Raw genomic sequence first — 12,611 nt, 5'->3', positions numbered from 1 at the left:
AACGGTCATGGCCAAGCATACTGACACTTCGCAACTTGCGGCGTCCGCGCGTCGAGCGCGGGCCCGCAGCATGCGCCTCATCAAGGCGTGCATCGTCATCATCGTCGTGGGCGTCGCCTTCGTCGCGGGTTTCACCGCGCGAGGCGACGCTTCGCTGCTTGAATCGCTCGGCTTCACGTCGCTCGTGGTGGACGTCGACCGCAACCCGGGCTCCACGACGTCGGGCGACACCTACGACTCCCTCGGCGCGCGCGTGGAGGAGGTCGAGGGCATCATCGAGAACGACAGCCTCGACTCCTACGATCTGGGCATGGCCACGACCAACGTGCTGAACGCCCTGTCCGACACCACCGAGGACGATTACCTGCGCTACTACGACCCCGCGCGCTACGCGGCGCTGTTGCAGGACAGCGCCGAGCAATCGGCGGGCATCGGCGTGCTGTTCTCCGAGTACAAGGGCCGCGCCTACGCGGCCGACGTGTTCGAGGGCTCGGCCGCCCAGATGGCCGACGTGCGCAGCGGCGACTTCGTGGTGGCCATCGACGGCGACCGCGGGCACGAGTGGACCACGAACGAGGTGACCTCCGCGCTCAAGCGCGAGGAGGGCGACAGCGTCGTCATCACGTGGCGGCGCGCCGAGACCCTCGACGACGAGGGCGGCGAGGAGTTCACCACGACGCTCGTGTGCTCGAACTACGCGGTGAAGAACGTGGAGACCGAGCTTTCCGACACGGTGGGCTACATCAAGCTCAAGCAGATCACGCAGAACGCGGCCGACCTCGTGAAGAGCGCCGTGACCGATCTCGAGGCGCAGGGCGCCACGTCGTTCGTGCTCGACATCCGCGACAACCCCGGCGGCTTCCTCACGCAGTCGGTGGACACCGCCAGCCTGTTCGTGAAGAGCGGCACCATCGTGAAGATCCAGACGAAGGCGGAGGAGACGTCCAAGACCTCCTCGCGCCCCTACGTGACCGAGAAGCCCCTCGTCGTGCTCGTGAACGGCAAGACGGCCGCCTCGGCCGAGGTGCTGGCGGCGGCGCTGCAGGACAACCAGCGCGCCACGCTCGTGGGCTCGACGACGCTCGGCAAGGGGTCGGTGCAGGTGACGCGCGACCTGAGCTTCGGCGGCGCGCTGCGCTACACGGCGGCGTACTACAAGAGCCCGCTCGGCCACGACATCGACGGCGTGGGCGTCACGCCCGACGTGATGGTGGGCCTGGCCGACGGCGAGGACAACCAGAAGGCGCTCGCGATCGAAACCGCCCAGTCCCTCGTGAAGAGCTAGCCGTGGCGCGGACGCGTTCCCATACGCGCCGGCACCCCCGCAGCAATCCACGGGGCGTGCTCAGCGTGCGCGGAGGCGGTTTCGGCTTCGTGCAGACGGCCGAAGGGGAGTTCTTCGTACCGGAATCCAAGATGGCGGGCGCCTTCGACGGCGACCTCGTGGAGGTGGCGCCGCTGCCCGTCCAGGGCGGGCGCGCTAAGCAGCCGCACGAGCGCAAGGGCGACCTCCGCGCGGGTGAGAAGCCGGCGGCTCGCGTGCTGCGCGTCGTCGACCGCGCCCACGACACGCTCGTGGGACGCTACGAGGTGGCCGAGCCGTTCGGCGTGGTCGTGCCCGAGGACGTGCGCATCCCCTACGACATCTTCACGATGCGCGCCGACAATCCCGACATCGAAGACGGGTCGCTCGTGCGCGTGCGCATCACGACGTTCCCCTCGCGCTCCACGGCGGCCACGGGCGTGATCGAGGACGTGCTCGGGCGCGCCGACGACGAGCGCGCCGCGGTGGACGTTGTGATCGCCCGGCACAAGCTGGAAACCGCGTTCTCGGAGGGGGCGCTCGCCGAAGCGTGCGACGCCGTGCTCGACGAGGACGGCGCGCTGGCGTCCGGGTACCGCGACCTGCGGGATCGCTTCACGTTCACCATCGACCCGGCCGACGCCCGCGATTTCGACGACGCGGTCAGCCTGGAGCCCGTGGAGGCCGATGCGGCCCCGGAGCAGGCGGCGGGGGAGCGGGGCACCGGCATCCGCATCGTGGACGAGCGCGGGTTCGGGGCGGCGACGTGGCGTCTCGGCGTGCACATCGCCGACGTGTCGCACTACGTGGGGTGGAACTCCTCGCTCGACCTCGACGCGCGCAGGCGCGCCACGAGCGTGTACCTCGTGGACCGCGTGATCCCCATGCTGCCCGACGAGCTGTCGGGCGATCTGTGCTCGCTCAAGCCCGACGAGGCGCGACGCACGATGACCGCCGATATGTACCTCGACGACCAGGCGCGTCTCGTGGCGTACGAGCTGTACCCGGCGATCATTCGCTCGCATGCGCGCCTGGCCTACGAAGAGGCGCAGGCGCTGCTCGACGAGCCCGCCGACGACGGGCTGTCGCGGCGGCTCGCGACGCTCTCGCGCCTGGCGAAGCGGCGGTTCGCCGCGCGCGAGAAGGCGGGCGGGCTCGACTTCGACTCGGTCGAGGCGCGCGTGCGCCTCGACGACGAAGGCCGCCCGACGGGCATCGACCTGCGCACGAAGACCGACGCCACCTCGCTCATCGAGGAGGCCATGATCCTCGCGAACGAGACGGTGGCCCTGCACCTGCGCGACGCGAAGTTCCCCAGCCTGTACCGCATCCACGAGCAGCCTTCGGCCGACAGTCTGGCGGCGCTCGTGCCGGTGTTCCAGGAGTTCGCGTGGTTCGGCGACATCGACCAGGCGGACTTCGTCGCGGGCGAGGCGCACGTCGTCCAGCGCGTGCTCGAGGCGAGCGCCGGCCGGCCCGAGGGCGAGCTCGTCTCGTCGCTCGTGCTGCGCTCGATGAAGCGCGCCGTGTACCGCCCCGCCTGCGCGCCGCACTACGGCTTGGCGAGCGATGCCTATACGCATTTCACGTCGCCCATCAGGCGCTATCCCGACCTCGTGGTGCACCGTATGCTCAAGGCCCTCATCGGCGGCCGTCCGGAGAAGTTCGACCAGGAGACATCGGCGCTCGCGTGGATCGCCGAGCACTCCTCCGACATGGAGCGGGTCGCGGAGAAGGCCGCGCGCGAGTCGCAGGAGCTCAAGATGATCGAGTACCTCGAGCAGTTCATAGGCCGTACGTTCTCCGCGGTGGTGTCGGGCGTGGCGACGTACGGCGTGTACGTGCGCCTCGACAACACGGCCGAGGGGCTCGTCCCGTGCAAGAACCTCGGGAGCGAGTACTTCGCGCTCGACCCGGTGCAGCACCGCTTGACCGGGCAGGACACAGGCACGACGTACCGGCTGGGACAGCGGCTGCCCGTCGTGCTGACGGCGGCCGACCCGCGTGCGCGGCGCCTGGATTTCCGTCCCGCCCGCCCCGAGCGATAGCGGGCCGTGCGATGGGACGCGTGCGCGACGTCTTCGAGGCCATGGGCCGCGAGGTGCGCAAGAACAAGGGGTCGTTCACCGTGTACGTGGTGCTGCGCCTCATCGTGATCGCCTGCGCCGCGGGGGCGCTCGCGTTCGGCAACTACGAGGCGTTCTTCCTGTGCCTGCTCACGCTCGTGCTGCTCTTCGTGCCGACGTTCGTCGAGGTGAACTTCAGCATCTCCATCCCCGAGACGCTCGAGGTGGTCATCGCCCTGTTCATCTTCGCCGCCGAGATACTGGGCGAGCTGTTCCACTTCTACACCATCTTCCCGTTCTGGGACACGCTGCTGCACACGTTCAACGGCTTTCTGGCGGCGGCCATCGGCCTCGCCCTCGTGTCCATCCTCAACCGCTCCGAGCGCATCGCGTTCTCGCTGTCGCCGTTCTTCTGCGTGGTGGTGGCGTTCTGCTTCTCCATGACCATCGGGGTGCTGTGGGAGTTCTTCGAGTTCGGCATGGACCAGGTGTTCGGGCTCGACATGCAGAAGGACAGCGTGGTGACGAGCATCTCGAGCACGCTGCTCGACCCGTCCGGCTCGCAGCGCCCGCAGCGCATCGACGGCATCGCGTCGGTGGAGGTGAACGGCCAGGAGCTGGGCGTGGGCGGGTACCTGGACATCGGCTTGGCCGACACGATGAGCGACCTGTTCGTGAACTTCGTCGGCGCGCTCGCGTTCTCCGTCATCGGGTACCGCTACCTTAAGAGCAAGGGGCAGGGCCGGTTCGTGCGGCGCTTCGTGCCCACGCCCGCCCCGCACGACGACGCCGACGACGCCGAAGTCGCCGCCGTTGCTGCCGACGGCAAGATACTTTGATTATCTAACTAATTGCGGTATGATGCGGGTGACGTGAAACGACGAGCGAGAAGGAGGGGAGAGGATGGACGGTTCCGCCACGGGCGCCGGCGCGGCGCGCAAGCGGCGCGAGGAGATCGACGACTTGCTGTCCGGCACGTTCAACTCCATCCTGCGCATCGAGGAGCAGTCGCTCGACAACCGCCTGACGCACGGCCTCACCATCACCGAGGTGCACACCATCGTGGCCATCGGCCTGCACGAGCGCAACCCCATGAACGTGGTGGCCGCGCGCCTGAACGTGACGCTGGCCACGCTGACCACGGCGGTGAGCAAGCTGGCGAACAAGGGCTTCGTGGAGCGCACGCGCGCCGAGGACGACCGGCGCAAGGTGCTCGTGTCGCTCACCAAGAAGGGCAAGCAGGTGCTGCGCGCGCACAACCTGTTCCACCACCAGATGATCGACGAGGCGCTGGCCGACCTCACCGAGGAGGAGGAGCGCGTGTTCGCCGGCGCGCTGTCCAAGGTGAAGGCGTTCTTCGACGCGCAGGCGTGAGGGGCGCGATGTTTCACGTGAAACATCGGTTCGCGCGAACGAATGTTTCACGTGAAACATTCGTGCCGGAACGCGGCCGATGCGCTGGCGCGCAGAAATCGTGGAGGGCGCTTGGGAGCCCTTGCAATCGAAGGCCCGCCACCATACCATTACTCCCGTAGAAATACTTTGATTATCAAACTAAATTGCACGACGCGAAAGGAACTGGCCATGGCTACCATCGACACCGTGAAGGACGTCCTCGTGGAGAACCTCGATCTCGAGGCCGACAAGATCACCGAGGAGGCCACGCTCGAGTCGCTCGGCATCGACTCCCTCGACATGGTCGAGCTCATCTGCGACCTCGAGGAGAAGTGCGACATCGAGTTCGGCGAGCCCGAGGGCATCGAGACGGTGGGCCAGCTGGTCGCGCACATCGACTCGCTGTAACACGCGTTGACCGGGCCCCGTACGGGGCCCGTTTTGCCGAAGCCCGCGCGGCGGGCGCATGGGATACGTTTTGAGGAGCTGAGCCGTGAAAACGAGGATTACGGAACTGCTGGGCATCGAGGTGCCCGTCGTGCAGGGCGCGATGGCGCGCATCGCCGACGCGAGCCTGGCCGGCGCGGTGAGCGAGGCCGGCGGCCTCGGCATCATCGCGTGCGGCGGCGCGCCGCTGGCGTGGGTGGAGGAGCAGGTGCGCATCGCCCGCTCGATGACCGACAAGCCCATCGGCGCGAACGTCATGCTCATGGATCCGAACGCGGGCGAGACGGCCGAGCTTCTGGCGAAGCTGCGCGTCGACGTCATCACGACGGGCGCGGGATCCCCTGCGAACTACATGCAGCTCTGGAAGGACGCCGGCATCAAGGTGGTGCCCGTGGTGGCGTCGAGCGCGCTGGCCGCGCGCATGGAGCGCCTCGGCGCCGACGCCGTGGTGGCCGAGGGTACCGAGGCCGGCGGCCACATCGGCGAGCTCACCACGATGGCGCTCATCCCCGCGGTATGCGACGCCGTGTCCATCCCCGTGATTGCCGCCGGCGGCATCGCCGACGGGCGCGGCATGGCCGCCGCCTTCGCGCTGGGCGCCGAGGGCGTGCAGGTGGGTACCCGCTTCCTCACGGTTGACGAGTGCACCATCGCCGACGCGTACAAGGACAAGGTCATCGCCGCCAAGGACGCCGACACCATCGTCACGGGCCGCGGCAGCGGGCATCCCGTGCGCTGCCTCAAGAACAAGTTCGCCCGCACCGTGCGCAAGCTCGAGGGCGACGTGGCGGCCAACGGCGACGAGCTGGAGGCCATGTACGCGGGCTCGCTCAAGCGCGCCGTCGACGGCGACGTGGACAACGGCACGATGATGGCGGGCCAGTCGGCGGCGCTCGTGCACGAGCGCGCGACGGCGGCCGAGGCGCTCGCCGCCCTGGTGGCCGAAGCCGAGGCGCTCGGATGCCGCGACTTGGCCGCGATGGCCGACGCGAACGCCCGCCGCGAGCGCGCGCAGTAGAGGGGACCGCCGATGATCGAGACGATCCCCGCGGGCGCGCCCGTCTTCCTGTTCTCGGGCCAGGGCTCGCAGAAGCCCGGCATGGGAGCCGACCTCATGGACATGCCCGAGGTGCGCGCGACGTTCGCCTGCGCCTCCGAGGTGCTGGGCTTCGACGTGGCCGACCTCGTGCTCAACGCCGATGCCGCCGAGCTCAACGACACGCGCAACGCCCAGCCGGCGCTGTGCGTGCTGTCGGTGGCCGTCGCCCGCGCGCTCATGGCGCGCGGCGTGCAGCCTGCGGCGGTGCTGGGCTTCTCGCTCGGCCAGGTGAGCGCGCTCGCCGTGTCGGGCATGCTGACCGATGAGGCCGTGTTCGCGCTCGTGAAGGTACGCTCCCAGCTCATGGCCGAGGCCGCCGCCGCGCATCCCGGCGCGATGAGCGCGCTGCTGAAGGCCGACGAGGACGGCGTGCAGGCGCTCTGCGAGCAGTGCGCCGAAGGCGACGTCCTCGTGCCGGCGAACTTCAACTGCCCGGGGCAGATCGTCATCGCGGGCACTCCGGCGGCCGTCGAGCGCGCCGAGGCGGCGTGGGCCGAGGCGGGGAAGCGCTCGTCGCGCCTGGCCACCTCGGGCGCGTTCCACAGCCCGCTCATGGCCTCGGCTGCCGAGGGGATGGCCGCCTACCTGGAGAGCGTCGAGTTCTCGGAGGCGCGCGTGCCGCTCGTCTGCAACGTCACGGCCCGCCCGCTGTCCGCCGCCGATGCGCGCGAGAACCTCGTGCGCCATCTCACGAGCCCCGTGCGCTTCGACGCGAGCGTAGCCGCGCTCGCGGCCGCCGGCGCCGACACGTTCGTCGAAGTGGGCAACGGATGCGTGCTGGCCAACCTCGTGAAGCGCATCGACAAGACCGCGACGCGCGCCTGCGTCCAGGACCGCGCGAGCTTCGACGCGCTCCTCGCCGCGCAGGCCGCGTCCGATTCCGAATAGGAGCCCTTTCTCCCATGACCAACGAAACCGAAAGCCCGCGCCGAAGCGCGGTCGTCACCGGCTCGAACCGCGGCATCGGCCGCGCCGTGGCCGAGGAGCTCGCGCGCGCGGGCTTCGACGTGTGCGTGAACTGCTCGAGCGAGCGCGGCCTCGACGAGGCCCGCGCCTTCGCCGCCGCCCTCGAGGCCGACTGCGGCGTGCGCGCCATCGCGGTGGCCGCCAACGTGGCCGACGCCGCGGAAGCCGCCGCGCTCGTCGATGCCGCCCACGAGGCGTTCGGCCGCGTCGACGTGCTCGTGAACAACGCGGGCATCACGCGCGACGGCCTCGTGGCCCGCATGAAGGAAGAGGACTTCGACGCGGTGATCGACGTGAACCTCAAGGGCACGTTCAACTGCTGCAAGGCCGCGGCGCAGCGCATGATGAAGCAGCGCTACGGGCGCATCGTGAACCTGTCGAGCGTCGTGGGCGTGGCCGGCAACGCGGGCCAGGCGAACTACGCCGCCTCGAAGGCCGGCGTCATCGGCCTCACGAAGTCCCTCGCCCGCGAGCTTGCCGCGCGCAACATCACGGCGAACGCGGTGGCCCCGGGCTTCATCGCCACGGACATGACCGACGCGCTGTCGGAGAAGCAGCGCGAGGCCATCGTGGGCCGCATCGCCTCGAAGCGCCTCGGCGACCCCGAGGACGTGGCGAAGCTCGTGCGCTTCCTGGCGAGCGAGGAGGCCGGCTACATCACCGGACAGGTTATCTGCATCGACGGAGGTATGTCGCTATGAGCGAGAACAGCATGAGCACGGGCGCCACGCGCCGTGCGGACGGCACGCATCGCGTGGTCATCACCGGCATGGGCGCGGTGTCGCCGGCCGGCGTGGGCGTGGAGGCGCTGTGGGACGCGGTCATGGGCCGCACGTGCTGCATCCGCCCCATCGAGCGCTTCGACACGACCGACTTCGACGTGCACATCGCCGCGGAAGTGCGCGATTTCGACGCCGCCGAGCACGGCATCTCGAAGAAGGAGGCGCGCCGGTTCGAGCGCTTCGTGCAGTACGCCATCGTCGCGTCCGACGAGGCGCTGGCGCAGTCGGGCCTCGACCTCGAGGCCGAGGACACCACGCGCATCGCGTGCGTGTTCGGCACGGGCATCGGCGGCATCGACGAGCTGCAGAGCGGTTTCTTCACGCTGGCCGAGAAGGGGCCGAAGCGCGTGAGCCCGCTGTTCATCCCCACGATGATCGGCAACATCGCGGCCGGCAACCTCTCCATCCGCTACGGCTTGCGCGGCGAGTGCCTGAACGTCGTGACCGCCTGCGCCACCGGCGCGCACTCCATCGGCGCGGCCGTGCGCGACATCCGCCACGGCTACATCGACGCGGCGCTGGCCGGCGGCTCGGAGGAGTCCGTGTCGCCCATCTGCCTGGCCGGGTTCTCGAACCTTGGCGCGCTGTCGAAGGCCGACGACCCCTCCCAGGCCTCGCTGCCGTTCGACGCGCGCCGCGCCGGCTTCGTGGCGGGCGAGGGCGCGGGCGCCGTGGTCGTCGAGTCGCTCGAGCACGCGCTCGGCCGCGGCGCGACGGTGCTCGCCGAGATCACGGGCTTCGGCTCCACCGGCGACGCCTACCATATGACGGCTCCCGAGCCCAGCGGCGAGGGCGTGGTGCGCGCCATGCGCCAGGCGCTTGAGGAGGGCGGCTTCTCGCCGGAGGACCTGGGGCATCTGAACGCCCACGGCACCGGCACGCCCGCCAACGACGCCACCGAGTCCAAGGCGCTGCTGGCGCTGTGCGGCGAGGAGGCCGGGCGCGCCGTGCCGGTCACGTCCGTGAAGGGCACGACGGGCCACACGCTGGGCGCCGCGGGCGCCATCGAGGCCATCGTTACGGCGCTGTCCGTGATGAACGACTGCGTGCCGCCCACGGCCGGCTTCTCCGAGGCCGACCCGGAGTGCCCGGTGAGCGTCGTCACGGAGGCGAAGACGGGGTACCCGCAGAAGGTGGCGCTGTCGAACTCGCTGGGCTTCGGCGGGCACAACGCAACGCTGGCGCTGTCGCCGTTCAAGGTTCCGACGGCCTAACGGCCATCGGAGCGAACCGACGCTGCGGGCGGTCGCAGCACCCGATCTCGCGGCGAGGCCGAGAGCTCGCGTACCGCAGTACGCTTCGCCCTCGCCCTCCCCACGATCTCGGGCACCGCACCCGCCCTCGCTGACGTACTACGCCAACCTGCGCGGCCGTTATGCGCCCTGCGGGCGCATGGCGCGCGAAGCGCGCACCGTTGAAAGGAGAACCATGGACATCGAGTACCCCTGCGGCAAGGACGTCGTCGAAGCGGTGCTGCCGCATCGCGACCCGTTCTGCTGGGTGAGCCGCGTCGTGTCGTGCGAGCCGGGCGTCGAGGTGACCGCCGAGCTCGACGTCGATCCCGAGCTGGCGCTGTTCGCGGGCCATTTCCCCGGCCATCCCGTGCTGCCAGGCGTCATCATCATGGAAGCGCTCGCGCAGGCGGCCTCGTTCTGCATCCTCGTGGAGCGCGGCGCCGAGGGGTCCATCGGCTTCCTCACCGGCATCGACGGCGCGAAGTTCCGCCGCCAGGTGGAGCCGGGCGAGACGCTTGTCCTCAAGGGGCGCATCGTGAAGTCCTCGTCGCGCCTGTGCGTGGCCGAGGTGGAGGCGAGCGTCGACGGGGCGGTGTGCGCGTCGGCTACGCAGAAGTACGTGCTGGCGAAAGCGGAAGCGTAAGAGCAAGAGGCGAGAGGTCGTTCGATGAAGAGTGCCAAGCAGAACTACATCACCATCGGCTCCGACGGCACCGTGCTGCCGCAGGGCGCCCCGCGCCCCGCGGCGCCGGCGCCGGAGTCGGCCGACGTGGCCTACCGCCTCACGCGCATGGCCGAGGAGGCCGCCGCCGGGCTGTCCGTCGCGCCGAACGCGCACGATGCGGCCGATGCGGCCGACTACACCGCCGTGCCGCGCGGCCTGGCGACCGCCGCCCCGCGCTCGCAGGGCGTGGCCGACGACGCGGGCGGCTTGCCCGTCGCGCTCGTGATGGCGCGTCCGAAGACGGCGAAGCGCCTGCTGCAGGCCGTGTCCGACGCTGGGTTCGCCTCGTGCGCCGTGTACACGCAGGACCACCGCAACGACAGTCACCTCAAGCTGGCCCAGCGCACGGTCAGCCTGGGCGAGAAGTACTCCGACGCGCTGTTCTGCAACGGCCACGCCGTGCTGACGGCCGTCGACGCCTGCGGCGCCTCGGTGGTGCTGCTGTGCGACGAGGCGCTGCCGCTGGCCGAGGTGGACAGCTTCCTCGCGCGCACGGCGGCGCACGGCGTGCGGGTGTTCCGCCCGCTCAGCAACGACGCGCCGCTGCTGGGTTGGGTGCTGTGCACCACCGACAAGCCCGCCATCGACGGCGACTCGTGGCGCGCGTGCCCGCACTGCGGCCTCAAGTTCGACGGCCCCAGCTTGGCGGCCGGCCACTACGTGTGCCCCACCTGCGGCGGGTATCTGCGCATGTCCTCGAGCGAGCGCATCGACGACTTGCTGGACGCCGACAGCTTCGTGGAGTGGAACCGCTCCGTCCCCGAGACCGACCCGCTCGGGTTCCCCGGCTACGCGGGCAAGCTGGAGGCGCAGCGCGCGAAGACGGGCCTCGAAGAGGGCGTGCGCACCGGCGTCGGCCGCATCGCCGGCCTGCGCGTGGCCATCGGCATCATGGAGTCGCAGTTCTTCATGGGCTCGATGGGCTCGGTGGTGGGCGAGAAGGTGGCGCGGCTCGTGGAGCGCGCGACCGACGAGCGCCTGCCCGTGGTGGTGTTCACCGCATCGGGTGGCGCGCGCATGCAGGAGGGCCTCGTGTCGCTCATGCAGATGGCGAAGGTGTCGTGCGCGATCGAGCGCCACGCCGAGGCGAAGCTGCCCTACATCTCGGTGCTCACCGACCCCACGACGGGCGGCGTGACCGCGTCGTTCGCCATGCAGGGCGACGTGATCCTGGCCGAGCCGCGCGCGCTCATCGGCTTCGCGGGCCAGCGCGTTATCAAGGACACCATCAAGCAGGAGCTTCCCGAGGGCTTCCAGACGGCCGAGTTCGCGCTTGAGCACGGCCTGATCGACGCCATCGTGGAGCGCGACGAGCTGCGCAGCACGCTGGCGCACCTGCTGGCGCTGCACCTGGCCACGGCCGTGGCGTCGCGCGACTTGCACGAGCCGGGCGACCGCGACATCCTCGTCAGCTACGAGGCGGTGCGCGAGAACCTGGCCAGCGGCACCGACACGTACAACACGGTGACGTACGGCGATTTGACCGTGGGCGGCCTGCCGTTCGCCGGGGCCGCCGGATCGGCCTCGCGCAAACTGCGCGGGCGCATCGCCGCCGTCACCGAGCGCTTCGACCATCGCGGATCCTCCATGCGCAAGCGCCTCGAGAAGGTGCTCAGCACGGGCGGCTTCGACGCGGAGGCCGGTGTGTCGCTGGAGGACGCGTCCGCCGCGGCGCGCGAGGTGAGCGCTCCCGCGTCGAACCGCGCGTGGGAGAGCGTGCAGCTGGCGCGCAACGTGCATCGCCCGACGGCGCTCGCCTACATCGACGCGTTCGTGGACGGCTTCATCGAGCTGCACGGCGACCGCATGTTCGGCGACGATGGCGCCATCGTGTGCGGCCTCGGCTGGATCGGCGGGCGCGCGGTGACGGTGATCGCCCAGGAGAAGGGCCGCGACCTGCGCGAGCGCATCGCCCGCAACTTCGGCTGCCCGCAGCCGGAGGGCTACCGCAAGTCCCTGCGCCTCATGCGCCAGGCCGAGAAGTTCGGCCGCCCCGTCGTGTGCCTCGTGGACACGCAGGGCGCGTTCTGCGGCATGGAGGCCGAGGAGCGCGGGCAGGGCAACGCCATCGCCGACAACCTGCTGGCGCTCGCCGGCCTGCGCGTGCCCGTGGTGAGCGTGCTGTTGGGCGAGGGCGGCTCGGGCGGCGCGCTGGCGCTGGCGCTGGCCGACCGCGTGGCCATGCAGGAGCACGCGGTGTACTCGGTGCTGTCGCCGGAGGGCTTCGCGTCCATCCTCTGGAAGGACCGCACGCGCGCTCCCGAGGCGGCCGCCGTCATGAAGATGAGCGCCGCGGAGGCGTGCGAGATGGGCATCGTGGACGCCGTGCTGCCCGAGGGCGCGGCCCCGGCGCACGAGAACCCCGAGCAGGCGGCCGAGGGCGTGCGCGCGTACGTGTGCGCCACCCTCGACGAGCTGTGCGGCGTGCCCGCGCACGAGCTGCTGCGCGCCCGCTACGAGCGCTTCGGCAAGTTCTAGGCCCGAGCCTTCGTCCCGCAGAAGCGCCCCGCCCTCCGGCGGGGCGCTTGTCGTTTGTCGCCCGCCGTCTCCCTCCCTTGCAAGGCTAACGATTGTTAGCTATACTGGCTCCCATA

The 12,611-nt window shown here is 70.4% G+C and carries 11 protein-coding genes; all 11 read left to right on the top strand.

Going from position 1 to position 12,611, the window contains the following annotated elements:
• Positions 1-7: 7 nt before the first annotated feature.
• The 11 genes from GS424_RS11350 (at position 8) to GS424_RS11300 (ending at position 12,495) form a co-directional block, all read left to right on the top strand.
• The gene (locus GS424_RS11350; RefSeq protein ID WP_160943341.1) at positions 8-1,285 is read left to right on the top strand and encodes a S41 family peptidase; all 1,278 of its coding nucleotides are present in this window, start codon (positions 8-10) and stop codon (positions 1,283-1,285) included.
• Positions 1,286-1,287: 2 nt separating this feature from the next.
• On the top strand, positions 1,288-3,351 hold the full coding sequence (gene rnr, locus GS424_RS11345; protein WP_160943342.1) for a ribonuclease R: 2,064 nt from the start codon (positions 1,288-1,290) through the stop codon (positions 3,349-3,351).
• Between the two features lie 11 nt (positions 3,352-3,362).
• Positions 3,363-4,208, top strand: coding sequence for a DUF2238 domain-containing protein (locus GS424_RS11340; protein WP_160943343.1), 846 nt, complete (start codon positions 3,363-3,365; stop codon positions 4,206-4,208).
• A gap of 64 nt (positions 4,209-4,272) precedes the next feature.
• Positions 4,273-4,743 (top strand): MarR family winged helix-turn-helix transcriptional regulator, encoded by a 471-nt coding sequence (locus GS424_RS11335; RefSeq protein ID WP_154334422.1) that lies wholly within the window; start codon positions 4,273-4,275, stop codon positions 4,741-4,743.
• 210 nt (positions 4,744-4,953) lie between these two features.
• On the top strand, positions 4,954-5,172 hold the full coding sequence (locus GS424_RS11330) for an acyl carrier protein (protein WP_154334421.1): 219 nt from the start codon (positions 4,954-4,956) through the stop codon (positions 5,170-5,172).
• An 85-nt stretch (positions 5,173-5,257) separates the two neighbouring features.
• Positions 5,258-6,229, top strand: coding sequence for a nitronate monooxygenase (locus tag GS424_RS11325; protein ID WP_160943344.1), 972 nt, complete (start codon positions 5,258-5,260; stop codon positions 6,227-6,229).
• A gap of 12 nt (positions 6,230-6,241) precedes the next feature.
• A complete protein-coding gene (gene fabD / locus GS424_RS11320) occupies positions 6,242-7,198 on the top strand; it encodes an ACP S-malonyltransferase (protein ID WP_160943345.1) in 957 nt (318 codons plus the stop codon).
• 14 nt (positions 7,199-7,212) lie between these two features.
• Positions 7,213-7,977, top strand: coding sequence for a 3-oxoacyl-[acyl-carrier-protein] reductase (gene fabG, locus GS424_RS11315; RefSeq protein WP_154334419.1), 765 nt, complete (start codon positions 7,213-7,215; stop codon positions 7,975-7,977).
• Complete coding sequence (fabF, locus tag GS424_RS11310; protein WP_160943346.1) at positions 7,974-9,272, top strand: beta-ketoacyl-ACP synthase II; 1,299 nt, start codon at positions 7,974-7,976, stop codon at positions 9,270-9,272. The genes fabG and fabF overlap by 4 nt, the downstream gene beginning before the upstream one ends.
• Positions 9,273-9,486: 214 nt before the next feature.
• Positions 9,487-9,936, top strand: coding sequence for a 3-hydroxyacyl-ACP dehydratase FabZ (fabZ, locus tag GS424_RS11305; protein ID WP_154334417.1), 450 nt, complete (start codon positions 9,487-9,489; stop codon positions 9,934-9,936).
• A gap of 24 nt (positions 9,937-9,960) precedes the next feature.
• Positions 9,961-12,495, top strand: coding sequence for an acetyl-CoA carboxylase carboxyltransferase subunit alpha (locus tag GS424_RS11300; RefSeq protein WP_160943347.1), 2,535 nt, complete (start codon positions 9,961-9,963; stop codon positions 12,493-12,495).
• The last annotated feature ends 116 nt before the right edge of the window (positions 12,496-12,611 follow it).

Source organism: Eggerthella guodeyinii, from assembly GCF_009834925.2.
Classification (GTDB): domain Bacteria; phylum Actinomycetota; class Coriobacteriia; order Coriobacteriales; family Eggerthellaceae; genus Eggerthella; species Eggerthella guodeyinii.
The sequence above is the reverse complement of the archived record's forward strand: the minus strand, read 5'-3'. Positions and strand labels throughout refer to the sequence as shown.